Below are 23,539 nucleotides of genomic sequence, written 5' to 3'. Positions count from 1 at the left end.
CTTGCGGGAATGTCGGCTGTGTCGCCGTCATCGCGAACAGGCTCGCTCCCACAACGTTCCCGAGCCGTTAAAGCGGTACCCGCCGAAGCCTGCCGCTGAGTGGGACGACATGGCCGTCGGGTGTGGGCAGTCGCCGTCCGGTCAGGCCCATGCCTTCGCTCACCAGCACCGCACCCTCCACCACACACAGGTTGGATGGGGTATCCAGGCCTTGGGCGAGCACGGTGACCTGGGCGGTCTGCAGGTTGCAGCTCAGCAATCGACCAGTGAACCGGGTGAAGCCACCATGCAACGGCTCGCCGTTCCAGTCCGGCAGCAGGGGTTGTTGCAGGCGGTCGCAGAGTTCCAGCACCAGCACGTTTCCGGCCGGGCACAGGGCCAGGCCAGTGGGCAATTGCAGGCCATCGATCAGCCGTTCGATCTGCCCGCTGCCGGGATGGATCCGGATCACCTGACCCGCCTTGTCGATGAAGTCGATGCCCTTGCGTCCGGGGTCGCCTTGTCGTTCGCCGGAGAACAGGCTGATCAGCACAGCGTCCGTCGCCGGTTCGTACACCAACGTCACGGGGACGGCTTCCTGGCCCTGGTCCAGCTCGGGTAACTGGACCAGCACCCGTTCGTCCTGGCCGGCGACGAACTCCACCAACTGATTGGTATCAGGCTTGACCGCCAGCCAACTGCGGCGAGAAGGGTGGTAGCACAGGGCATTGAGATTGCCGCGGCTGCGAAACACCGGCTCGGGTGGTGTGAATTGCAGGTCCAGCAGTTTGGAGCCCTCGACGTAATCGGTCTGACTCACCAGATAACGCCCATCTCCGCAGGCCACGTCCGACAGCCCCATGATTTCATCACGCAGCATGCGAGCCTGCATGTTCATGGCGCGAAACCCGTCCGCCAGCGTTTCACGGGGCAGGTAGGCGCCGGGTCGATTAGGATCGGGTCGCAGGCGACTGATGCGCCCGCTGAAGGTCTGTTCCGGCAGGCCGGAGCCGGCCTCGACGAGCAACAGGCTGCCATCGGCCCGCACGCAGACGCCACGAGGGTTCAGCAGGCCCTCGGCGATGAGGGTGCCCGGGCGCAGGCTTTGGCTGGGTTGCTCAGGAATATGGATAGACATGAAGCGGCTCTCCGTCATGAAGGGGGACGCGATCACTGCGGCCGTTGCCACGGCTCACCGGTGAGATAGGCCCGCAGCAGTGCCCGTTGGCAGGGCGACATCGAGCGCACCACGGGCATGAACAAGGTGGTGCCTTTGTAAGCGTCCGATGTCCGCGCCAGGATGGGATTCTTGGCGCCCATGATCGCGTCGGGCTGGTTCAACGGGATGTAGCGCGACATGGCGGGGAAGGCCAGGTAGTGAAAACGCAGGACGTTGGGATACATCAGCGGCCAGGTGATGGTGGTGCCCTTGGGGATGCCGAAATCGGTCTGGGCGTATTTGCGGAAGTTGCTGAAGTAGGCGCTGCTGTCCACGCCATTGACGGTGCAGGTCAGCGTGACGAAACCCGCCTGGGCGGCACTGGCCTGCTTGACGGTGACGGGGAAGCTGACGGCAAGCTGGCCGGCGTTGACGGTCAGCGAGTCGGGGAAGTCGAGGAAATCCCAGTATTCTGGCAGAACATAGGCCGCGGTCGCCGACGCCTTCACGCCGATTTCCGTGGCGCTGGGCACCGGCCCGCCCAGGTACCGGACCTGCAGGGTAATCGACAGGCCATTGGGGTAGTCCTCCAGGTAGACGTTGCGCTGGTCGGCATACAGACGATAGGTCGATTCAGTGGCCTGCAAGGTGGTGTCGGCGACTGTGCCGGGGGCGTTGATCGCCAGGGCGCTGGTCTGCACCGCTTGTATCTGGCTGGCGGTCATGGGTAGGTCGACGATGCCGCCGTACACGTAGTAGTTCAATAACGGGCTGCTGGTCGGGTCCAGGGTGGCCAGGGTGGTGGTGCCGGCACTGATGGTGACGGGGCCGTAATTGGCGTTGGGGCCGATGGGGCTGGTGATGTCGTCCCTGACGGCGCGGAAGGTTTCCTTCGGAATGACGTTCACCATGTCGATGCTCAGGTAACCGTTGCCGCTGCCCAGGTCGGCATAGCCGGCATTCCCCGTGCTCTGGTTGACCAGTTGCCGGCCCGGCTGGCAGCTCAGCGGTTCGTCGGCGAAGGCTGGGGCCAGCGTGCCGATGACCCGGCCGATGCTCGGGTTGGGAGTGTATCGGCCGGCCGCGTAGTCGGCGTCCAGTTGCTCGGTGGTCATCGTCGGGCACATTTCGAACATGACGAAACGCAGGACAATCCCCGTTGCCCCCGGCGCCTGGATGATCGCGCGCAGGCCGGCGCTGTTCGTGTTCCAGCTGACGATGCTGCTCAGGGGAAAGGTCAGTTGGAACGTGCCGCTGGCGTGAAACGAGCCCGGTGAGTCCATCGTTTTCGGCAGTAATACACGCCCGGCCACGTCAAAACTGCTGCACACGGTATTGCTGTGAATCAACAGTTGGATGTCGCTGTTGCCGCCGATTTGCAGACCACCGACGAAGATCTGTGTGGTCGTGGTGCCGGTGGGGTCCAGGTCCACCATCATCGGGCCGGAGACGGGCGCCTGGCCCGTTACCGGATCCACTGAGCCAAGCAGGTAGACCGGCTGGCCCACCAGGTCGCCGGTGGTGCTGACACTGCCCGGTATGCCCTGGGAACTGATCAAGGCGTTCTGCATGTCGACGACGTGCTGCCCGTAGTGATTCCAGCCGCCGGCGGTGTAGTAGTCGCCGTTGGGGGCGTTGATCATGTCATTCAACTGGTCGTCGGTGTAGGACTGCGCGCCCGGTGCCAGGGTCGAGGTGGTCAGGTCGAAGAGCGGCCAGTTGGCGTTGCCGTTGTAAGGAATGGTGGGAGAGTTGTTCGGCAGGCTGACGTCGGTGCGGATGCCGCCCCAGAAATTCAGTCGAGGTCCGTTCAGGATGCTCATGATTTATTCCTCGTCCTTGATGGATTTGATGACCGGCGAATTGGCGAATTTGAACAGGTAGGAGAAATCGGACTTGTAGGGGCTCTTGACCGGCGTCGCCATGGAGTGGCAGTTCATGCAACTGCTGTTGGGCTGGATGTAGCTCTCCATGGTCACGTTGGCCGAGAGCGACGGGGTCGGTTGGCCCAGGGGATTACTGGGGTTGTCCGGCATCAATGGGCGTTGGGTAGTGATGAGCTGGTAGTACTTCAACACGCTTTTCTGCAGGTCCGGGTTGCTGCGGTAGTCGGCGTTCACCTTGTTGGTGACCTCGGCAATCGGCGTGACCCGGTTCAATGGGTTCGGGGTCTGGAACGTGGTGCCGGACTTGGGCACGCAGACCAGGTGCGCGCCTTGGGTCTGCCAGTCACAGGGCGACTGGTTGAGGCTGGCGGCGGGTGCGTTGGCGTTGAAGTAGGAGTAGGCCATGCCCGATGCCGGCTGGTCGACCCACTGACCATGCACCAGTGCCTTGGGCGGTACGTTGTCGATCTGCTCGAAGGTCGACCAGATCCACTGCGGATAGCCGTTCACCTTGGTGATGATGTGCAGGCCCACCAGGCCCAGGTAGGCCTCGGTGACGCCAGTGCGCTTGCCCTGGTCATCGAACGTGGCGACACGGGCGAGCTGGGTCAGGTAGCGGCTGGCATTGTCGCTGGTGCTCAGGATGCGCCAGCTCGACTTGATCTCGATGACGCCGTTGGGAAAGCTGATGTTGTTGGCCTTGGACACGATATCGGCGTTGTAGTACTGGTTGTTGACGATGTAGTCGTAGGAGTCTTCGTTGGCCGAGATATCGTAGTAGGTCGGGTTGCCGGCCTGGTCGATCAGCCAACCACCGACGGCCTGGTCGACGGCGTTCACCTGGGTGCTGTTTTTCAGCGCGGCGATGTTGATGATGCCCAGGCTCTTGGCTTTTTGCGGGGTGTTCCAGGGGCCCGGATTTGCCCCCTGCGGCAGGAAGATTTCCTCCACGGTCTTGTAGGTTTGCCAGACGGTGTAGCCGGCGTCCCCTGGTTGTTTGCTGCAGTCGGGATCACCGCGCTGCCCGTTCTGGGCGGGCCAGTTCATGGCGATGAACATCTGCCAGCTGTACTGATCGAACAGGTCCTGGCTGGCGTTGGCGGCAGGCGCGGTGGTGGGGGGCTGACAGTTCAGGGTGCTGGCCTGTGTCGGTTTGTTTTGGTCGCGGGTTTGATTCAAGGCCAGGGCCGACAGACTGGCGAGCCCCAGCAATATCAGGATGAACGTTTTCATGGCAATCCTTCGTCTTGAGTCGATTCACTTGCGGCGAGGAAGCTTGTTGTGGCGAGGGAGCTTGCTCCCGCTAGAGTGCGCAGCACTCTCAACATTCATGGGTCTACTTCGTAGCCCAGCGGGAGCAAGCTCCCTCGCCACAATCTCCTTGTCACATAAATCCCTGTGAGTTTTCAGGGCTTGCGCTGCATCAGCTTGTTCCACTGGGCCTTCTGGCCGTTGCTCTGCGAAGCCGGAGGCTCGAACAACTGGCAGGGCGGCGGATTCGACGGGCACATGGCAGCCACCTGTGCCCAGGTCTGGGCCGGGTCGGGCTTGGCGATGCGGAAGTTGGTGTAGTTCTGGCTGACGATGGGCGCATTGGCGACGCTGGCGTCACCGGAAAAATAGAACGACTGCGGATGCCGGTAGGGCGGTTGCCCCGACATCTGTTTGTAGAAGGCGTAGCCGAACAGGATCGGCCCCTGCGGTGAGTCGAGGTCCAGGGCATAGGCCTGCACGCTGCCATTGAGGTTCTGGCTGCGCGCCGCACTGTAGGGCAGGTGCTGGATGAAATCCTGCCGCGGCGGATGGTTCATCGGCGAGAACATGCAGCAGGCCGGCATGTCCTTGGGGCGATCCTGCGGATAGGTCAGGAAGTACGCCTTGTTACCCAGGGACACGAAGGAGCAGGTGTAGTTGTTGTTCTTGATCGGGAAGATCGGCAGGCAGTATTTCTCGTAGTGCTCCATCATCGCGCCGAAGCCGTCGCCATCCGGCGGGATGTAGGTGGTGTCGTAGTAGCTGGTGCCCCGGGACACGGTGTAGTCCGCCGGGGCGAGGGTGGTGGGCGGGTTGCTGTAGGGCGGCGGGTTCTTCTCGTAGTTGTGCATCACCCGGTACATGGTCCAGTCGCTGATCCAGAACGCCGGGAAGAACGGATCGGAAGGGTCGCCCGGTGCGCGTTTGGCGATGCAGTTGCCGTTCTGTTCGTTACAGCCTTCGGTGTTGTGTACCCCCATGGTGAAGTACACCGCGCCGCTGTCCTGGGCGAAAAGCCCCGGACTGAACAACAGGATCAGTAGCAACAGTCGGCTCAAGATGCTGGCTTTCATATCGACACTCCTGTGAAGTGCCGGGCGGCGGGCTCGCCACCCGGTGATCCTGGGTGAAATCGTCAAAGACCGTTGTAGTCACTCATGCTGAGCGTGCTGGGCGGAAAGTTGAGCTTCACCAGGCGCTTGGCCCACAGCTCCAGTACGGCGCGGCGGCTTTGCGACAGGTCGCGGGTGATGGGCATCGCCAGGGTGCTTTCCTCCTGGTTCTGCTTGCTGATCAATATGATCAACTGATCGACGGCGCCCTCTACGCGTGTGCGGGAGTCGAGCGGCATGTACTTGTTCATGATGGGGTACAGGTAATAGAAGGTCTGCAGGACTTTTGGGAAGATGAACGTGTTCCATATCTTTTCCGGGGCGTCCGTGGCAGTGCACATGCCATTCCAGGTGCTGATGAAGTCCTCTTGCAACTTCATGTCCACGGGCAGGACCCGTATTGGCGCAAGGAAGTCGACGAAAGTCTGGGTGATCGGGAAGCTGAAGGGAATGGCCGGTTTCTTGTCGTTCTCCTGCACGAAGAAGCGCAAGGTGGGGAAGCCCGGCGCCACCGCTCGGTAGGCTACCTGGGCGATGCCTTGGGCGTTGGTGGTGATGACGGCGTAGGAGTAACTGATGCTGCTGGCCTTTTTTTCCTGCAGTGTGCCGGTGGCATTGATGCCCTTCTCGAAAACCAGGCAGGGGCGCAGGTTGACGGCGACCGGTGTGCCGGAATGATGGAGGAAGTCTTGATAACCGACCGGGCCGCTCACCGGTTGGGACACGTCCTGCAGGTCGGTCAGTCGACGACCGCTGCCGGTGCTGCGATAGAGGTCGACCGTAGCCGCATCGGTGAACTGCGGCAGATTGGCCGTGTTCTTGCTACGGTCCGACGGGTTGTCGTAGAACAGGGTGAAGTCGGCTGCGTTGCTGAATGCCAGGTAGTAGTTACTGCTGGTGACCATGAAGGGATTGCCATACTCCGCCACATACAATGTGGTGTTGGCGGCTGGCTGACCATTTTTCTGCACCATGATGCTCATTATCTTGCGCTCACCGACGTCGATGAAGCTGCCGCTCTCGATCACTTCGGCGGTCCACAGTTGCTGCTGGGCGGCCATTATCGAAGGGGTTGGGGCCGCGTTGCGCTGTTGCAGGAGCAGGGGGCCGGATTGCAGTACTCCCTTGGCATTGGAGCTGAGGACGAGGTCGAGGATGCCCGAACGTTTGTCGAAGGCCGATTGCTGGTATTGCTCGAAACCGAAGCCGGCCGCTGCGGTGAATCGTCCCTTCTGACGGACGCCCAACAGGTAGTCTCCGGAGTTGAATTTCTCCGGAACGAGGATGTCGGCGTCGGGATTCACCGGATAGCATGGAAACGTGTTGCTCAGGTCCAGTGACAGGACGTTGCCGGTGAACTGCGCCGAGATCACCCCCACGCTCGCACTTCGATCATCCTGCCCCGGTTGAATCATCGTCACTGGCTGGTTGGGCACCAGGCGCAGCCCGGCGGGGGCGGTGGGGTATTCGTTGGCGAACCACAGGCCCAGCACCGCCGAGGTGCGGCTGTAGGCGGGGTTGAAGAAAATCTGGTTGACGTTGTTCAAGCCCTTCTTGTACAGCTCGCGCACATGCTCCATGACGGCCGGTTCGTTGGAACGGGTGTTGAGGCGCTGGGGGTAATCGTTGAATATCCCGTTCTTGTCGTAGCAGGTCAGGTAGGCGGAAAACCGGAACATCAGGCCCTGCGCCCCTTGCTGCTCCATCTGCTGCTGGAGGTTGCTCAGCAGGGAGGAGTTGCCGATCAGCCATTCCAGATTCTCTTTGGGGAAGCAGGTCTGCCAGGTGGTACTGACATTCACCAGCCCACCCAGGGCGCCCCAACTGAAGTTCAGGAAACGGTCCATCATCCGGTACTTGCGCTTCAGCGTCAGGCCGCAGGACCCGTCCCCCAGCACCAGTTTGTCGAAATACAACGCGGTGAACGTGTTCTGCCATGGGCTGATGTCCACGAAGCGCGCCGGCGTCGGGGCAGAGCTGCCCAGGGGGCTGCCGAGCAGTTGGTATGGCTTGCCGACCAGCGGATCCTGGTCGATGTAGGTATTGGCCTGCAATTCGCCGCCGATGACGGTCGAGGTGGTTTTCCCGTAGTTCACCAGGCCGCAACCGTTGTCGCCGAACAGGTCCCATTCGGCGGGCATGTAGGGGTCATGGTTTGGATTGATATTGCCGGGCACCTGCTGCACATAGGTCGGCATGTTAGCCATGTACTGCGTCGAGAGGGTCCATGGCATCAGTGTGTCGGGGGCGTTGAGGGGGTCGATGCCGAAGTGCTTCACGAACGGCCAGTTGATGTCCATCTTCACCGCGTCATACAGTGGGTACACATCATTGTTATTGGCCGTCGGCGGATTCCAGAACATCTCGCCGTTGAGGTAGATGCGGGGGAAATTCAATACGCTCATGTCGTGCTCTCCTTAGCGTTTCCACTGGGCGCGTTTCAGCGACCAGACAAAGTCCAGTTTGTTGTAGCCGTTGAAGGCTTTGTCCGGCAGCGGTGCAGTGGGGTAGGTGAGACCCCCTGAACTCGGGATGGCGAAATTGAAGTAGCCGTCTTTCTTCGAGTAGGCGGCGGTACTGTGACAGGCCAGGCAGGACGACGAGTCCTGGAATGCCGATTCCAGCTGCGAGTTCGCCAGGACCTGGGTAATGGGCTGGAACTCCACGCCGATCAGCTCGTACTTCGACAGCGCCGGGTTACTGGCCTGGAACCGCGTATTGACCGGTATGGCATCCGGTGTCGGCCCGGTGAGGTTTGTCATCGGCTTGGGTGGATGGCCCTTGGTCACGGTGTACTTGTGGTTATTGATGTTTTCGAAGGTGGTCCAGACCCAGCTGGCGTCCAGCTTGTTGACGACATGCAAACCACTCAACGCCGCATAACCGACCTGATAACTGGAGCCCACGGCGTAGTAGGCCTGGGCCACGTAGTAGCCGTCTTTTTCCAGTTGCGTCTTGTAGTTCGTGTCCGTGCCGATCCACAGCCAGGAGGCTTTCAACTCCCAGGCCGTGGCCGGAAAGTTCAGGTTGCTCGTCAGGGCCGCTTGACCATTCACGTTGTAGACGTTGTTTTTGACGATGTAGTCGTAGGTGTCCTGGCCCATCAGCAGTTGAAAGCGCACGACGTGACCTTTTTGTGCCTCAGGCACGGCTTTGCCGCCCATTTCCAGGCTCAGACCGTCGACCTGCTGCACGGCGTTGAGGTTATGCAGCAGACGATTCGAATTCAGCCCCAGGGCTCGGGCTTGCCTGGTCACCTCAGCCGGAGGGGTTATGCGGCTGTCATAAGAACCGGGGTTGGCGCCATTGGCCAGATAGACCTGATCAGAAGGTTTGAACAACTCCCACTGTCGGTTGTAGCCGTTGACGTCGGCCCGGTTCAAACAGACGAACCAGTTCCAGGCCATGGTTTCGGGACTGGTGTTGAACGCGGATCGGGTCTGGTCGACGTTCGTTCCGAACTGCAGGAATTTGTCGCAGTTGAAGGGGCCGGTGTTCTCGGCCTGGGCCAATCCGGCCAGGGCACTCAGAACTGTGATGGTAATGGCTCGCCGCATGGAAGCTCCTTGGCATTGGCCGTGTCGGTGTGAGAGCGCCCCAGGAAGTGTTCCAGGAGCAGTTGTTTCACCGCCGTGGCCGCAAGCTGCTGGGGCAATGGCAGATCACAATTGGTGATGAGCAGCGGGCCGGTCAGCTCGCTCTCGGGCAGGCGTCCATGGCTGCCGCGAACCAGTCCGGTGTCCAGGGGAATCAGGTCCATGTAGTAGCGAAAACCGAGCTTCTTCTGCAGCAGGCGCCGCGCCACTTTCAGTTTTGGGAAACGAATGGCCGGGTCGATGAACAGCTCCAGCGGGTCGTAGCCCGGCTTGCGGTGGATGTCCACGGTGCGGGCAAAGTCGGGGGCCTTGCGGTCGTCGAACCAGTAGTAATAATCGAACCAGTGCCCCGGCTCGGCCACGGCCACCAGCTCGCCGCTGCGCGGATGGTCCAGGTGCCAGGCCCGTTGTTCGGCTTTATCCAGCACTTGCTCGATGCCGGGTTGGCGCAGCAACAGCGCCTTGACCCGAGGAATGTCCTGCGCCTGTTTCACATAGACATGGGCGATCTGATGATCGGCGACGGCGAACGCGGCACTGGCGCCGGGGTCGAGCAATTCCCAGCTCAGCGATTGACGCACTTGCAACAAACCTTCCGAACGCAACAACCGGTTGATGGACACCGATTGGCGGACGGCCTCGATGCCGTACTCGGAGAGCAACATCACCGCTGCGCCTTGCGCCTGGGCAAGATCCAGCAGACGGCCCACCTCACTGTCGATGGCACGCACTTCACCGGCAATCGACGGATGATCAGGGCCCAGGCGTTGCAGGCTGTAGTCCAGGTGAGGCAGGTAGATCAGTTGCAGGTCGGGACGGTTGATGGCGAATTCGGCGATGGCGCAGTCGACGATCCAGCGGCTCGACGCGATGCCGGCGGCCGGCCCCCAGAAGGCAGGGAAGGGGAACTCGCCGTTCTGCTGTTCGATACGTTCGTGCAACGTGGGCGGTGCCGAATACAGGCCGAACTGCTTGCGGCCATCGGCGGGGTAGTGCGGGCGAGGGGTGATGGCGGCATCCACGTCCGCGTACATGTTGTACCACCAGAACAACTGGCTGCAGCGAAATCCGGGAAGCTGGCGCTTGAGCGCATGCCAGACCTTCTCACCCTGGATCAGTGCGTTGGGTTGCAGCCAGAAACGTACTTCGGCCTGGTCGCGAAAATACCAGCCGTTGCCGACGATGCCGTGTTCCGAGGGTGTCAGCCCGGTGAGGATCGAGGCTTGTACCGACGAGGTGACGGCCGGGAACACCGGTTGCAGGGTGGCCATCCTGGCCGTCTTCAGCAGCGCATTGATGTGTGGCGTCGACGCGCCCAGCAACGCCGGGGTCAGCCCCACCACGTTGATCAGCAGCAGCGGCTGGCGCGGGCGCTCAGAGGGCATTGGCATACGCCTCCCGCGCTTGAGGCAGCAGCAGTTGCCGTTGGCGCAGTTGCTCTTCGACCCAGCGCAGCTCCCTGGCGATGCCCTGGAGCTGGGCATGTGCGGTGGCGGGGCGCAGTTGCTCGGGTAGGACGCCCCAGCTATAGGTTTCCACTTCCAATACCGGGCGAAAGTCTTCGTGGCCGGCGAGGAAATTGAAGGTCTGTGCCAGGGCGATCTGGCTGCCGCTGAGTTCGGGCAACAGCAAGTGTTCGCTGAACAGCGGAATGTGGAAATGAATCCGCAACTCGGGGTGTTGCTCCGGGTTTTTTGCGCATTCTTCGAGGGCGGCGGGGAGGTCCGCCCAGGCCGCCAGGCGATCCTGCCCGTCACGAGCTTTCACCTGATGCAGGTAGGTGGCTTCGGCAAAATCGCCCAGGGTCTTGAGGACCTGTTCGCGGCGCTCGAGATCCTGGGGCAGCTGGCAGATCAAGGCGTTGGACAGTTGAATCTTGCCCACCGGTACCCGGGCCTGGCGCAGCTTGTCCAGCGACTGATAACAGTCCTCGAAGACCACGGCCTGATGGCACACGTCAAAACACAGCGCCAGATGGTCATGGTGCGGATCGCTGGCTTGCAGGCGGTGGAAGAAGGCGATGGCCTGCTCGGTGTGCTCCAGCACGCAGTCCGGCTCCATCTCCAGGCAGAACACGATCTTCTTGCCAGTCTCCTGATGCAGCCTGTGCAGCGAGGCGGTGAGTTGGCGCAACTGATGTTCGGCGCGCCGGTGCAAGATTGCATTCCAGTGGGCGGCGTACCCCAGCGGCACGGTGGAAATGACCCCTTGGTGGCAGTCCACCGGTAAGGCTTCGGCAAGGATCCTCGCCAGGTTCAGGCTGTACACCAGCCGCTTCGGATCGGCCCAACTGGGCAGGTAGACCTCGGCCTTCACCGCGCCCTGATGAAACTGGCCGTAGGGAAAGCCGTTGAGCGAGGTCAGGCGCAACCCGCTGCATCGCAGCAGGTCGAGGAAGGCCGTGCGCGCCGAGGTTTGTTGTAGTTCGGCGGCGGCGAGGGCGCTGATCCACAGGCCGCTGTCCTGTTCGTCGAGCCTGCGCAGCATGCGCACGCCCTTGAAATGCTGCTCGATGGAAGACCGCAGCCCGGCCAGGTCACGGGTCGGGTGCACGTTGCTGCAATAGCCGACCTGCGCGGCCTGCCAGCCCATGCCGACGTTCATTTGATCACCGGTTCCTGACCACGCAGGGCGGAGTTTTCCTGCCACTGCCGACGCTGGTCGATGGGCAACGGGGTACTGACCAGGGTCTTGTCCAATTGGCCACTCTGAGCAAAGAAGTCCACCGGGTTGTGGAACAGCACCTGCTCGACCTGTGCTTCACTGAAGCCGGCCGCCAGCATGGCCTGGCCGGTTTTCGGCACCTTGAGCGGGTCGCTGATGCCCCAGTCGGCGGCGCTATTGACCACCATTTTCTCGGTGCCGTATTCCTGCAACAGGGCGACCATGCGCTGTTCCGACATCTTGGTATTGGGGTAGATGGAATGGCCGCGCCAGCAGTCGGTTTCCAACACCAGGGGCAGGGTCAATTCGTTGAGGTGGTCGATGATCACCAGGTGTTCGTCAATCCCGACTTCGCGAATGACCGCCAGGGTCCGCTTGGTGCCGCCGATCTTGTCGCGGTGTGGGGTGTGCACCAGTACCGGCAGATTGAACTGCCGGGCCAGTTCCAGTTGCGCGGCGAGGAAGCGATCCTCCTCCGGGGTAATGTCGTCGTAGCCGATTTCGCCGACCGCGACCACGCCGTCTTTCACCAGGTAGCGCGGCAGGATCTCCAGTACCTCGTTGGCGATCGACAGGTCGTTGGCTTCCTTGGGATTGAGGCCGATGGTGCAGAAATGATGGATGCCGAACATGCTGGCGCGAAAGCGCTCCCAGCCCAGCAGAGTATCGAAGTAGTCGATGAAACTGCCGACACTGGTCCTGGCCTGGCCCTGCCAGAAGGCCGGCTCGATGACCCCGGTGATGCCGGCGGCCGCCATGTTCTGGTAGTCATCGGTGGTGCGGCTGACCATATGAATATGCGGATCGAAGTACTTGGGCATGGTGAGTCCTCATCAAGAAGCAGGGAACCGTTGAGCATCAGTTCAGTGAGATGTGGGCCAGGTCGTCGTGCCACTCCGGTGGCAGGCGTTGCTGCCGGCCCAGGCCGACCAGGCGCTGGCGTTGCGCCGGGCTGAGCAGGTCGAAGTCGATGACCCGCGGCAACCCGGCGGACACCGTCCGTTCGGCGGCGAGCTGTTCGGCCAGCAGGTCGAGGGCCAATTGGTTGAGACTGACGCTGCGCCGTTGTGTCAGACCGAGCAGGCGCCGCACATCGAGTCCCATGCCCAGGGCCTTCAACACCAATTGATGGAAGGCCCGGTCGTCGTAGTGACGTGACGGATAAAGGGTGTCCAGGGCGACAGCGGCAAACACCTGGCTGTTGCTGGTGCGTCCGGCTTGCAGCGCCAACTCCACGCACGCTCCCTGGCTGTCGAGCCAGTCGAGGGCCTTCAAGAGCGCGATCTTTTCCTGGTCGTCGCCCCACAGGAACAGCTGGCGGAGCAAGGGTAACTGCTCGGCGGCGGGCTGTTGCCCCAGCACCTGGGCCAGCAACAATGCCCGTGTGAGCTGCACAGTGCTCCAGTCGGTCTTGCCGGGCAGCGCATGTTTCTTGAGATGACGCTTGCACTGGCTGCTCAGCAGCGCCGTGGTCGTCGCGTCCGGGCGTTGGGCAAGCTGTTCCTGGGCCTGAATCCACCACTGCCGTTCGGCGTCGTCGAGCTGCTGCGTGAGCAACTGGCGATGTTCAGCGAGGCAATCGTGACGCATTTCAAAGGCCGTCGATGACGGCGCGGTAACGTCCGTGTTCATGTCGGTTTGATCCAGCGTTGGAAGTGTGGGAGCAGGAAAAACACCAGGACACAGGCCAGGCTGCCCAGTGGCTGGTCAGCCACAGCCAGCACCAGGGCATCGAACAGCGGCAAGGCCGCCAGGCCGGCGCCGATGAACGCCCGAACCTGCCGTTGCCGTGGTTGCGCCAGATGACGCCAGTAATTGCGGCCCAGCCATCCCAGCCAGAGCAGCATGACCGGCCAGAACCAGAGGCTATTGGAGTAGAACGCCAGCACCAACGGGCTCAGCATCAGCAGCAGGGGCAAGCGGCTGAGCAACTGATTGCGGTGTTCCTGGCGGGCCAGATAGGTCAGGCCGCTGATGTAGACGCCGAGCAGCATCGCGCACAGCCAGATCGGCCCCGGCGGAATCGCCAGGCTGGCCGCCGCCGTGAGGTAGAGTGCCGAGCGACAGGCGCCCATCAGCCAGACGCTGTGGGCGTATTTCTTGTGCAGCACGTTGTAGCCGAGGATGCAGCCCACCAGCAGGGTCGCGCTGCCCAGCATCCAGTGTGGTTGATCGATCAGCCGGCTCAGGCCCAGCAGTGCCGCAGCAGCGAGCATCAGCAACAACGCCGTGGCCAACCGTACCTGCTGGCGGCTGACCAGGCCGAGGGTGATGGGGCGGGGATTGTGGTGTTGTTGGTCCCAGTCGGCGTCCAGCAGGTCATTCAACAACATGCCGGCCAGGTACAGCAGCGACAGGGCGGCCAGCAGCAGGAGCCACACCAGGGACGACGGCGGCGCCAACGCTCCGGCGCTGCTGGCGAGCAGGGCGGCGGCCAGGGTGTTGGTCCACACCGTGGGCAGGTTGGAGACCCGGCCCAGGGTCATCCAGGTCTTGATATTCAGCGGTGCCTGGCTCATTGCGCGCAGCCTTCGTTCAGGGTGAGCGCCGGATCGCCGAGGGCGGACAGCCGCTGCAATGCCTGTTCCATTCGAGCGGCATCGATCTCATGCAGGTCCAGCGATTCGCCGATCCGGTTGAGCATGGGGATGGAGAGCTCCCCGCCCAGATGCTGGCGGAACTCTTCCAGCCCGAGCAACACCTGCGAGCGACCCTGTGCATCCTTGAGGTTCAATTCCGCTGGGTTGAGGCTGAAGCCGAGTTTGAGCAGCAGGCGCAGAATGCGCTCGCTGTCGGCATCGCCCAACAAGCCCAGGGCGTTGGCGTAAAGGCTGTCCAAGGCGATGCCCACTGCCACCGCTTCGCCATGGCGCAGCCGGTGATGACTGAGATTTTCCAGCTTGTGCGCCGCCCAGTGGCCGTAGTCCAACGGGCGACCGTTACCGCGTTCGAACGGGTCGCCGGCCCCGGTGATGTGCGCCAGATGCAGCTCGGCGCAGCGGCGAATGGCATAGCGGCTGGCGGCGTGATCGAAGCGGGCGAGGGCGTCGGCCTGTTGCTCCATCCATTGGAAGAAAGCCTGGTCCTTGATCAGCGCGACTTTCACCGCTTCGGCCAACCCGGCGATCTGATCGCGATGGCTGAGGCTGATCAGCAGTTGGAAATCGTTGATCACCGCCGTGGCGGGGTAGAACGCACCGAGCAGGTTCTTCTGGCCGAAGGCATTGATGCCGTTTTTCACGCCGATGCCCGCGTCGTTCTGGGCCAGCACCGTGCTCGGGATACGGATCAGGCGCATGCCGCGGTGAAAAGTGGCGCAGGCATAGCCCACCGCATCCAGCACCGCACCACCGCCCAGGGCCAGCACATAACAATGCCGGTCCAGGCCATGCTGCAGCATGTCGCTGTAGAGTTGCTGCAGCACTTGTGAATCCTTGCTCAGTTCGCCGGCCGGTACCGCAATCGGCGGTGCCTGCAGATTCAGGTCTGCGGGGTGGGCGGCGAAGTAGGCGTCGATCTGCTGCCGCAACGAGGGGACGCTGTGCAGCAATTGTTCGTCGGCGAACACCAGGGCCGTCACCGGGCCTCGTTGTCGAGCGGTAAGCTGGCGGTGAAGGCACGGATTGAGCGGGTCGAACAGATGATCGGTGAATATCACCGGGTAGTCGTAACTGACCTCGAAACGTCCGCGCAGGGGTTGCTCGGTGTCGTGCTTGCGCAGGTTTTTGAACAGGCTGTACCCGGCGATGAACAACCCGGGCAAGACCATGCTGGCGAGCAGGGTCACCAGCAACGCATTCTGCTCGACGAGGAAGGTGCCGATTGCACTGTAGGCCAGCGCCAGGCCGGCATTGGCCAGGACAATCACCGGCACGAACGCACGCAACGGGTAGCGTTGCATCCCGGCCGCCACCACCGAGGTTTCCGCCAGCACCGGCACACCCCGCAGGCAGATCAATGACAGCGTGCCCAACCGATATCCCAGTTGCCCCGGTTGACGCTGATGCAGACCCAATCGGCCGGACAGCAGTCGGAAATAACCGGCCCCCAAGGCATAACCCAGCCCGGCCCCCAGGCACAGCCCGAGGAAAATCACCAGGTAACCACCGACGCTGCCAAGCATCGCCACGGCCAGCAGCGCAACCATGCTCGACGGCACCGGCAACACTACGTCCAGCGTCAGCAGGGCGATCAGCAACAACGCCAGGTTGAGTTTCTGGGACGGCGTCGTAGGCAGGTACAGGTTGAGATGGGTCAGGACGTCCTGGATTTGCTGTTCGAACAGCACGAAGCTGGCGATCACCAGGCCTGCGAAGCAGATCAGCGACAGCCAGAAAGGCGTGGCTGGACCTTTTTGCGAGAGTGCACGAAACCACCGGCTACGCTTCATCAAAGCATCCCTCTTTTATATTTTTGACTCATTCCGTGTCAGTAATCTAAAAGCGTCTGGTGGTTTTCAGGTCGATAGAGGCTCTCGCTTGAGGGGCTCACCCAGGGGCGTTGGGCTGCGCTGGTGAAGACAGTTTTGAATCTAGTCGGGCATCGTCTTTTTGCAAGGCGATTTGATGGCAAAGTGATTTTTTCGCCACATGTGCCGCCGCCATCGCGAGCAGGCTCGCTCCCACAGTGGTTGCTGGTGAATGCAGCATTTGCATACGCCAAGGACCCTGTGGGAGCGAGCCTGCTCGCGATAGCGGTGGATCAGCCAACGGTGATGTCAGCCGTGCCTCGCCATTCAACCATTCAGCAACGTCATCGTCTGGGCATCGTATCGTTCGCCTGCCACCGCCTCGTTGGCGCCGAAAATCTCATCCAGCAGGCCAAGTTCATCGGCACTCAAGACCACATCGGCAGCCGCCACATTACTTTCCAGGTATTTGCGCTGTTTGGTCCCCGGGATCGGGATGACATGGTCGCCCTGGGCCAACACCCACGCCAGGGCCAGTTGTGAAGCACTGATGTGTTTGTCCGCGGCCAGCGCCTTGACCCGTTCTACCAGCAGCAGGTTGCGATTGAAGTTGTCTGCCTGGAAGCGCGGGTTGAAGCGGCGATAGTCGTCGGCGGCGAAGTCTTCCGGTGTCTTCAGCTCGCCGGTCAGAAAGCCCCGGCCCAACGGACTGTAGGCGACAAACGCGATGCCCAGGCGACGGCAGGTATCGAGCACGTCATTGTGTTCGGGCTCGCGGGACCACAACGAATATTCGCTTTGCACCGCCGCCAATGGATGCACCGCGTGCGCCCGTTGGATGGTTTCGGCGCTGGCCTCGGAAATACCAATCTGACGGACCTTGCCGGCCTTGACCAGCTCGGCCATGGTCCCGACGGTTTCTTCAATGGGCACCTGGGGGTCGATGCGGTGTTGGTAGTAGAGGTCGATGTAATCGGTACCCAGACGCTTGAGGCTGCCGTCGACGGATTGCCTGACGTATTCGGGACGACCATTGACGCCACGGGCATGAGGATCGCTGCTGCGCACCAGTCCGAACTTCGTCGCCAGATAGAGGCTGTCGCGCTTGCCTTTCAAGGCCCGGCCGAGGAGCTCTTCATTGGTGTGGGGGCCGTACATATCGGCGGTGTCAAACATCGTCACCCCCAGCTCCAGCGCACGATGCAGCGTGGCAATCGACTCCCGTTCGTCAACGCCGGTGGTGTAGAAATCCGACATGCCCATGCAGCCCAGGCCGATGGCGGAAACGTGGGGACCTTGGTGGCCCAGTTGGCGGGTTTTCATGATGTTGCTCCTGCAGATGAATGACACGCTCAGTTTCCGGTAAACGATTGCATGGATAAATCCACGAATATTGGTTTAACTATTCGTGATTTCTGAATAGTGAGAGCGACCAATGGACCGTTTACAGGCCATGCAAGTGTTTCGGCGCATTGTCGAGCTGGGCGGTTTCGGCAAGGCCGCCGATGACCTTGAACTGCCCCGGGCCACCGTCAGCCTGCTGATTCAACAGCTCGAAGCGCACCTGGGCGTGCAACTGTTGCAGCGCACCACGCGACAGGTGCGCGCCACGCTCGATGGTGAAGCCTATTACCAGCGCTGCGGCCAACTGCTCGATGATCTGGATGACCTCGAAGGTTCACTGTCGACACAACGGAGCCAGCCTCGCGGCACCTTGCGGGTGGACATGCCCATCGCTTTCGGTTGCAACTGGATCCTGCCGCGCCTGCCGGACTTCTATCGGCGCTACCCGGCGTTGCAACTGGACATCGGCTTTCACGACCGGCAAGTGCATCTGCAGCGCGAAGGCGTGGATTGCGCGATCCGCGCCGGCAATATCACCGACCAGGCGTTGGTGGCACGGCCCATCGTGCGATTGCATCAGTTGACCTGCGCCAGCCCTGACTACCTGGCTCGTTCGGGCACGCCTCGGCTACTGGAGGACCTGGCGGCGCACCGCGCCATCAGCTTCGCGTCCGGCAATGGGCGATACTTCCCCTTCGAATTCGAGGTGGCAGGGCAGGTGCGTGAGTTGCAGATGCCGGGCGAGCTGACCGTCAACAATGCCGATGCCTACGTCAGCGCCTGCGAGGCGGGATTCGGCCTGATCCAGGTGCCGCGTTACCACGTCCAGCGGCAGTTGGCCGAGGGACGCCTGGTGCAGGTCCTGAGTGAATACGCGGTGCCGTTGTGGCCGATTTCGGCCGTGTACCCACCTCACCGACAGCTGTCGCCACGGGTGCGGGTATTCATCGACTGGGTGATCGAGGTGTTGCACGGGGAAGCGGAGTTGCACGGGGAGTGGATGGTAAGGATCTAATGGTCGTGACCGCAGGCGGCTCCCGGCGCCGACTACCGGAGTAGTCGCGCCAGGGCTCACGGTCACGGCGGATTTGTTATTTCGCCGTCGGCATCACGAACTCGGCACCCTTGCCGATGCTTTCGGGCCAGCGCTGCATGATCGACTTCTGCTTGGTGTAGAAACGCACGCCTTCTTCGCCATAGGCATGCATGTCGCCGAACAGGCTGCGTTTCCAGCCGCCGAAGCCGTGCCATGCCATGGGCACCGGGATCGGGACGTTGATACCCACCATTCCGACCTGGATGCGCCGGCTGAACTCCCGGGCTACGTTGCCGTCGCGGGTGAAGCAGGCAACGCCGTTGCCGAATTCGTGGGCGTTGATCAGGTCGACGGCTTCCTTCAAGTCGTTGACCCGCAGGCATCCCAATACGGGACCGAAGATCTCGTTCTTGTAGATGCTCATCTGCGGCGTGACGTGGTCGAAGAGCGTGCCGCCCAACCAGAAGCCCTCTTCGCAACCTTCGCCGGCCTCGTTTCCTCGGAAGTCGCGACCGTCCACCAGCATTTGCGCACCTTCGGCGATGCCCTGTTCGATATAACCGGTGATGCGTTGATGAGCCGCTTTCGACACGATCGGGCCCATTTCGGCCGTCAGGTTCATGCCGTTGAGGATCTTCAGCGCCTGGGTGCGTTCCACCAGTTTCGGCATGACTTTGTCGGCGACATCCCCGACGAACACCGCCACCGAGATCGCCATGCAACGCTCGCCGGCAGAACCGAAGGCCGCGCCGATCAGCGCATCGACCACCTGGTCGATGTCGGCGTCAGGCATCACCACCATGTGGTTCTTCGCGCCGCCCAGCGCTTGTACGCGCTTGCCCTGGCGGGCACCGGTTTCGTAGATGTAGTTGGCAATCGGTGTCGAGCCGACAAAACTCACGGCCTTGACTTCAGGGTGATCGAGCAGTGCATCGACCGCTTCCTTGTCGCCTTGCACGACGTTGAACACGCCGTCCGGCAAGCCGGCTTCCTTGAACAGGTCGGCAATGAACAGCGACGGTGACGGATCGGTCGGGCTGGGCTTGAGCACGAAGGTGTTGCCCGCCGCGATAGCCACCGGGAACATCCACATGGGCACCATCACCGGGAAGTTGAACGGCGTGATGCCGGCCACCACACCCAGCGGTTGGCGAACGGTCCAGTTGTCCATTCCGGTCGACACCTGCTCGGTGAAATCGCCTTTCAGCAGCTGGGGCATGCCGCAGGCGAACTCCACGATATCGATTCCCCGGGATACTTCGCCCTGGGCATCGGTGAACACTTTGCCGTGCTCCGCCGTGATCAACCGGGCGAGTTCGTCGCGGTGTTGGTTCAGCAGCTCGAGAAACTTGAACATGACGCGGGCGCGGCGTATCGGCGGCGTGTCGGCCCACTTGGGAAATGCCTCGGCGGCGGACTGCACGGCGGCATTGACCTGATCGACACCGGCCAGGCCCGCACGGCCGGTGGCCTTGCCGGTGGCTGGGTTGAAGACGTCTTGAGAGCGCCCGGAGGTATTCGGGACGTGACGACCGTGGATGTAGTGATCGATTGGGGCAATTGGATCCGTCATGCAGTTTCTCCGATGAGGGGGGTGGGAACCCTCGGGAGTGTAGGAAGGGTGCGTTAGCGCGCCTAGCCGTCTAAGATTGAACTCATTGTTCACATCGGCAAACAATCACCTTATGAAAAAGTCACTCCTCGACATTCCCTGGAACCAGCTCCATTGGCTCACCGTATTGTCGGAGCAGGGCAGTTTTACCGCGGCGGCACGCCGCCTGGGGGTCAGTAAGGCGGCGATGAGTCAGCACATTGCCGAGCTGGAACGGCAGGCAGGGATTGCCCTGGTACAGCGAACCACGCGCAGCGTGCGCCTCACGGATGCCGGTCGTGGCCTGGTCGAGGAAACCCGCGCCGCGTTCGGTGCAATCGCCCATAGCTTTGCCGGCGTCCAGGACCTTGCACAAACGCCGCGGGGATTGCTTCGGATCACGGCGCCTGTCGCATTGGCCCGGCAGCAATTGGTCCCCCGGTTGGCGACGTTCTTTCAGGCCTACCCGGAGATCCGCGTGGAACTGTCCATGTCGGACAACATCAGCGCCCTGGCGATGGAAGGGTTCGACCTCGCCATTCGCCACACACAGACCCCACCGGATACCCATGTTGCCTGGCCGCTTTGCCGCACCCGCACCGTTCTGGTGGCGACTCGTGAGTACTTGGAACGTCGCGGGACTCCAACGGAGCCCCACATGCTGGTGGATCAGGATTGTCTCTACTATCCCCGCCAGGATCAGCCGGCCTGGCACTTCGTGCCAAGGCATGCGGCGTCCGATCATCCTCGTATAACGGTGCCGGTGACCGGCGTATTTTCCGCCAACAACAGCGAAGCGTTGCGCGAGGCGGCACTCTGCGGATTGGGGATCGCCTTGCTGCCGGACTTCAGCGCGCAAGCCGCGCTGCGTGACGGCAAGCTCGTCGAGGTGATGCCCGAATGGGAGTCGACCGGAGCTTTCGCTTCCCACTTGTTTGCCATTCGCCCTTACTCCGCCCATGTGCCACGAGCGGTGAGTGTGTTTACGGCCTGGCTGCGGGAGACGTTTGCGCAGGGATTTGTGGCGGATTGATTATGTGTCGATGCAAAACACTTGTGGGAGCCGAGCTTGCTCGCGATAGCGGTGGATCAGCCGCCAAGGTCGTTGACTGACACACCGCTATCGCGAGCAAGCTCGGCTCCCACAGATCAGGTCGGGTACGTCAGAACAATTGGGTCAACAACCAATAAAGACTGCCCGACAACAGAATCGCCGCCGGCAACGTCAATACCCAGGCCATCAGCAGGTTGCGGATCGTGCGCATCTGCAAGCCCGAGCCATTGGCGACCATAGTCCCGGCCACCCCCGAAGACAGAACATGGGTGGTGGACACCGGCAAGCCGAACATGTCGGCAGCGCCGATGGTCAGCATCGCGACGGTTTCCGCCGAGGCGCCCTGGGCGTAGGTGAGGTGGGTCTTGCCGATCTTTTCGCCCACCGTCACCACGATCCGCTTCCAGCCGACCATGGTGCCGAGGCCAAGGGCGATGGCTACCGCGATCTTCACCCACAGCGGAATGAACCGCGTGGAGTTGTCGATCTGCTGCTTGAACAATTGCAGCTTGCCGCTGGTATCGGCGTCGAAGTGGCCGACTTTGTTCTTGTCCATCAGGCGGATGGTTTCGCTGGTCAGGTACATGTCGTTACGCACGTTCCCCACGGCTTCGGCGGGCACTTTGGCCAATGAGCCGTAGCCCTTGACCTCGGCCCCGATGGCGCCGGTGAGGGCGGCGAGGGCTGGCACCAGTTGCGGCGTGGCTTCCTTGCTGCGAACGAAATCGGAGAGGATCGCCCGGGGATCTGCCGGTGCCGGTTGCGGTGCGCTTTTGACCAGGGCTTGCTGAGTGACTTCGGCCACGGCGGCGAACTGCAAGGCTTGATCGGCAGGCATGGTGCGGTTCAACGCATAGGCCATCGGCAATGTTCCCACCAGGATCAACATGATCAGCCCCATGCCTTTCTGGCCGTCGTTGGAGCCATGGGCAAACGACACGCCGGTGCAGGTGGCGATCAGCATGCCGCGAATCCACCACGGTGGCGGGGTGTTGCCTTCCGGTGCCTTGTACAGGGCGCGGTTCTTGACGAAGGCTCGCAGCGCCAGCAACAGCAGCGCGGCACAGCCGAAACCCACCAGGGGCGAGAGCAGCAAGGCGTAGCCGACTTTGGCCGCCTGGGCCCAGTCCACCCCGCTGGTGCCGTCACGGCCGTGCATCAGGGCATTGGCCACGCCGACGCCGATGATCGAGCCGATCAAGGTGTGCGAGGACGACGCCGGCAGGCCCAGCCACCAGGTGCCGAGGTTCCACAGGATCGCGGCGATCAGCAGGGCGAAGATCATCGCGAAACCGGCCGATGAACCGACTTGCAGAATCAACTCCACCGGCAGCAAGGCGATGATGCCGAAGGCCACCGCACCGCTGGACAACAGCACCCCGAGAAAATTGAAGAACCCCGACCACGCCACCGCGACGTTCGGCGCCATGGAGTTGGTGTAGATCACCGTCGCCACGGCGTTGGCGGTGTCGTGGAAACCGTTGACGAACTCGAAACCCAGCGCAATCAACAGCGCCACGCCCAGCAGCAGGAACGGCGTCCAGGTGGTGACCACGGTGCCGAATTCGCCCATGTCACGCACCAGGCTGTAGGCGGTGAACAACAGTCCGGTGGCCAACACCGCGAAAAATACGATCAGGGTCAGCATGCTCGGTTTGCGGTTGAGCTGCGGCCTTGAGATGGAGCTTATCGAATCTGAGACGAGGGTCGGGGTGGTCATGATGACATCCGGTTCATGGAAGAAACGCAGTTCCGGCTCTCTTTGCCACTGCAATCAAGCTGCTCGTGGTGGATGTACTGCTGCCGGCATGGCGGAAGGGTCGGGTTGTGAGTACCAATGAAAATGCTATTCACAATTTGTTACGGGATGGTGACCGGCGTTAGCGAGGTAACTGATTCAGGCGAGGGTATTCAAAAAGCCCGAGTACACCCCTATCCCTTGTGGGAGCGAGCCCGCTCGCGATAGCGCTGGATCAGCTTGCATTGATGTCGAATGTGCAGCCGTCGTCATCGCGAGCAGGCTCGCTCCCACAGGGGGGACTGGCTGGCTTGCGAAAGCAGGCTTTTCGACGAAGTCCCTCTCTTCTGACTAAACAAAGTTGACGCCAAAATGATGGCTCTTTACCATTGCGCCACTATTTTGATGGCCACCCCCCCCTTCGCCCCCCCAAATCTGGAAGGCTCGGACGCCCTGACCGAGCGCGAAGTGCCGGGCGTACTCCTTTTAAAATTGCTGCAACGAGACCTGATCATGGACGACCGCCAATACGCCTTGCTGGCCCGCCAACCTTCTGCGGCCCTGAAAACCCGCGACCTGTTCTGCGGCATACCCAAGCGCGGCCTGGCGTTCCTGTTGGCCAACGTCATGTTCTGGCAACCGATGTGGGCTCAGGCCGACGGCATCGTCGTCAGTGCGCCGGGCACCAGCCTCGGTCAGGCAGGCAACGGTGTGCCGA

Annotated in this window: 19 protein-coding genes; 3 read left to right on the top strand and 16 right to left on the bottom strand. The window is 61.9% G+C overall.

Translation table 11 applies throughout. From position 1 onward, the window contains the following. Positions 1–67: 67 nt before the first annotated feature. The 14 genes from CGA22_RS26065 to CGA22_RS26000 all read right to left on the bottom strand — a co-directional run bounded on the left by CGA22_RS26065 (position 68) and on the right by CGA22_RS26000 (position 17,381). Positions 68–1,117 carry a hypothetical protein gene (locus CGA22_RS26065; protein WP_041020000.1) on the bottom strand — a complete coding sequence of 350 codons (1,050 nt, stop codon included), beginning with the start codon at positions 1,115–1,117 and terminating at the stop codon, positions 68–70. A 32-nt stretch (positions 1,118–1,149) separates the two neighbouring features. Then, the gene (locus CGA22_RS26060; protein WP_041020001.1) at positions 1,150–2,961 is read right to left on the bottom strand and encodes a hypothetical protein; all 1,812 of its coding nucleotides are present in this window, start codon (positions 2,959–2,961) and stop codon (positions 1,150–1,152) included. Between the two features lie 3 nt (positions 2,962–2,964). Then, positions 2,965–4,257, bottom strand: coding sequence for a hypothetical protein (locus CGA22_RS26055; protein WP_041020002.1), 1,293 nt, complete (start codon positions 4,255–4,257; stop codon positions 2,965–2,967). Between the two features lie 173 nt (positions 4,258–4,430). Next, positions 4,431–5,351 (bottom strand): hypothetical protein, encoded by a 921-nt coding sequence (locus tag CGA22_RS26050; RefSeq protein ID WP_041020003.1) that lies wholly within the window; start codon positions 5,349–5,351, stop codon positions 4,431–4,433. Between the two features lie 62 nt (positions 5,352–5,413). Further along, positions 5,414–7,795: a hypothetical protein gene (locus tag CGA22_RS26045; RefSeq protein ID WP_041020004.1), complete on the bottom strand. Its 2,382-nt coding sequence runs from the start codon at positions 7,793–7,795 to the stop codon at positions 5,414–5,416. Between the two features lie 12 nt (positions 7,796–7,807). After that, complete coding sequence (locus CGA22_RS26040; protein WP_041020005.1) at positions 7,808–8,947, bottom strand: hypothetical protein; 1,140 nt, start codon at positions 8,945–8,947, stop codon at positions 7,808–7,810. Beyond that, a complete protein-coding gene (locus tag CGA22_RS26035) occupies positions 8,917–10,371 on the bottom strand; it encodes an alkaline phosphatase family protein (RefSeq protein WP_041020006.1) in 1,455 nt (484 codons plus the stop codon). Before CGA22_RS26035 ends, CGA22_RS26040 begins: the two co-directional genes overlap by 31 nt. After that, positions 10,361–11,590, bottom strand: coding sequence for a metabolite traffic protein EboE (gene eboE, locus CGA22_RS26030; protein WP_041020007.1), 1,230 nt, complete (start codon positions 11,588–11,590; stop codon positions 10,361–10,363). Before eboE ends, CGA22_RS26035 begins: the two co-directional genes overlap by 11 nt. Beyond that, positions 11,587–12,471, bottom strand: coding sequence for a TatD family hydrolase (locus CGA22_RS26025; protein WP_041020008.1), 885 nt, complete (start codon positions 12,469–12,471; stop codon positions 11,587–11,589). Before CGA22_RS26025 ends, eboE begins: the two co-directional genes overlap by 4 nt. Before the next feature lie 37 nt (positions 12,472–12,508). After that, a complete protein-coding gene (locus tag CGA22_RS26020; protein WP_041020009.1) occupies positions 12,509–13,282 on the bottom strand; it encodes an EboA domain-containing protein in 774 nt (257 codons plus the stop codon). Continuing rightward, complete coding sequence (locus tag CGA22_RS26015) at positions 13,279–14,169, bottom strand: UbiA family prenyltransferase (RefSeq protein ID WP_041020010.1); 891 nt, start codon at positions 14,167–14,169, stop codon at positions 13,279–13,281. The genes CGA22_RS26020 and CGA22_RS26015 overlap by 4 nt, the downstream gene beginning before the upstream one ends. Next, positions 14,166–16,040 carry a 3-dehydroquinate synthase gene (locus CGA22_RS26010; protein ID WP_188258750.1) on the bottom strand — a complete coding sequence of 625 codons (1,875 nt, stop codon included), beginning with the start codon at positions 16,038–16,040 and terminating at the stop codon, positions 14,166–14,168. Before CGA22_RS26010 ends, CGA22_RS26015 begins: the two co-directional genes overlap by 4 nt. A gap of 97 nt (positions 16,041–16,137) precedes the next feature. Beyond that, the gene (locus CGA22_RS26005) at positions 16,138–16,305 is read right to left on the bottom strand and encodes a hypothetical protein (RefSeq protein ID WP_156996812.1); all 168 of its coding nucleotides are present in this window, start codon (positions 16,303–16,305) and stop codon (positions 16,138–16,140) included. Between the two features lie 80 nt (positions 16,306–16,385). Then, positions 16,386–17,381: an aldo/keto reductase gene (locus CGA22_RS26000; protein ID WP_041020012.1), complete on the bottom strand. Its 996-nt coding sequence runs from the start codon at positions 17,379–17,381 to the stop codon at positions 16,386–16,388. A gap of 112 nt (positions 17,382–17,493) precedes the next feature. Here CGA22_RS26000 and CGA22_RS25995 point away from each other — a divergent pair, with 112 nt between their 5' ends. Then, on the top strand, positions 17,494–18,417 hold the full coding sequence (locus CGA22_RS25995) for a LysR family transcriptional regulator (protein WP_041020013.1): 924 nt from the start codon (positions 17,494–17,496) through the stop codon (positions 18,415–18,417). 76 nt (positions 18,418–18,493) lie between these two features. On the opposite strand, the gene CGA22_RS25990 is transcribed toward CGA22_RS25995, so the two are convergent. Then, entirely contained in the window at positions 18,494–20,011 is a 1,518-nt protein-coding gene (locus tag CGA22_RS25990; protein WP_041020014.1) for a CoA-acylating methylmalonate-semialdehyde dehydrogenase, read from the bottom strand. A 112-nt stretch (positions 20,012–20,123) separates the two neighbouring features. Here CGA22_RS25990 and CGA22_RS25985 point away from each other — a divergent pair, with 112 nt between their 5' ends. Then, a complete protein-coding gene (locus tag CGA22_RS25985) occupies positions 20,124–21,062 on the top strand; it encodes a LysR family transcriptional regulator (RefSeq protein WP_041020015.1) in 939 nt (312 codons plus the stop codon). A 130-nt stretch (positions 21,063–21,192) separates the two neighbouring features. Here CGA22_RS25985 and CGA22_RS25980 read toward each other — a convergent pair whose 3' ends face one another. Further along, positions 21,193–22,803 carry an inorganic phosphate transporter gene (locus CGA22_RS25980; RefSeq protein ID WP_041020018.1) on the bottom strand — a complete coding sequence of 537 codons (1,611 nt, stop codon included), beginning with the start codon at positions 22,801–22,803 and terminating at the stop codon, positions 21,193–21,195. Positions 22,804–23,334: 531 nt separating this feature from the next. Here CGA22_RS25980 and CGA22_RS25975 point away from each other — a divergent pair. After that, positions 23,335–23,539, top strand: a 205-nt coding sequence (locus CGA22_RS25975; RefSeq protein ID WP_188258749.1) for a hypothetical protein, incomplete at its 3' end; no start/stop codon positions are given.

This window comes from Pseudomonas sp. PSB18 (genome assembly GCF_014596565.1).
GTDB lineage: Bacteria > Pseudomonadota > Gammaproteobacteria > Pseudomonadales > Pseudomonadaceae > Aquipseudomonas.
Note: the sequence above shows the minus strand (reverse complement) of the source record. Positions and strands in the feature narration are given on the sequence as shown.

Coding starts and splice junctions, on each gene's coding strand:
- CGA22_RS26065 (WP_041020000.1), bottom strand. CDS start 1,117: ATGTCTATCCATATTCCTGAGCAACCCAGCCAAAGCCTGCGCCCGGGC.
- CGA22_RS26060 (WP_041020001.1), bottom strand. CDS start 2,961: ATGAGCATCCTGAACGGACCTCGACTGAATTTCTGGGGCGGCATCCGC.
- CGA22_RS26055 (WP_041020002.1), bottom strand. CDS start 4,257: ATGAAAACGTTCATCCTGATATTGCTGGGGCTCGCCAGTCTGTCGGCC.
- CGA22_RS26050 (WP_041020003.1), bottom strand. CDS start 5,351: ATGAAAGCCAGCATCTTGAGCCGACTGTTGCTACTGATCCTGTTGTTC.
- CGA22_RS26045 (WP_041020004.1), bottom strand. CDS start 7,795: ATGAGCGTATTGAATTTCCCCCGCATCTACCTCAACGGCGAGATGTTC.
- CGA22_RS26040 (WP_041020005.1), bottom strand. CDS start 8,947: ATGCGGCGAGCCATTACCATCACAGTTCTGAGTGCCCTGGCCGGATTG.
- CGA22_RS26035 (WP_041020006.1), bottom strand. CDS start 10,371: ATGCCCTCTGAGCGCCCGCGCCAGCCGCTGCTGCTGATCAACGTGGTG.
- eboE (WP_041020007.1), bottom strand. CDS start 11,590: ATGAACGTCGGCATGGGCTGGCAGGCCGCGCAGGTCGGCTATTGCAGC.
- CGA22_RS26025 (WP_041020008.1), bottom strand. CDS start 12,471: ATGCCCAAGTACTTCGATCCGCATATTCATATGGTCAGCCGCACCACC.
- CGA22_RS26020 (WP_041020009.1), bottom strand. CDS start 13,282: ATGAACACGGACGTTACCGCGCCGTCATCGACGGCCTTTGAAATGCGT.
- CGA22_RS26015 (WP_041020010.1), bottom strand. CDS start 14,169: ATGAGCCAGGCACCGCTGAATATCAAGACCTGGATGACCCTGGGCCGG.
- CGA22_RS26010 (WP_188258750.1), bottom strand. CDS start 16,040: ATGAAGCGTAGCCGGTGGTTTCGTGCACTCTCGCAAAAAGGTCCAGCC.
- CGA22_RS26005 (WP_156996812.1), bottom strand. CDS start 16,305: ATGCAAATGCTGCATTCACCAGCAACCACTGTGGGAGCGAGCCTGCTC.
- CGA22_RS26000 (WP_041020012.1), bottom strand. CDS start 17,381: ATGAAAACCCGCCAACTGGGCCACCAAGGTCCCCACGTTTCCGCCATC.
- CGA22_RS25995 (WP_041020013.1), top strand. CDS start 17,494: ATGGACCGTTTACAGGCCATGCAAGTGTTTCGGCGCATTGTCGAGCTG.
- CGA22_RS25990 (WP_041020014.1), bottom strand. CDS start 20,011: ATGACGGATCCAATTGCCCCAATCGATCACTACATCCACGGTCGTCAC.
- CGA22_RS25985 (WP_041020015.1), top strand. CDS start 20,124: ATGAAAAAGTCACTCCTCGACATTCCCTGGAACCAGCTCCATTGGCTC.
- CGA22_RS25980 (WP_041020018.1), bottom strand. CDS start 22,803: ATGACCACCCCGACCCTCGTCTCAGATTCGATAAGCTCCATCTCAAGG.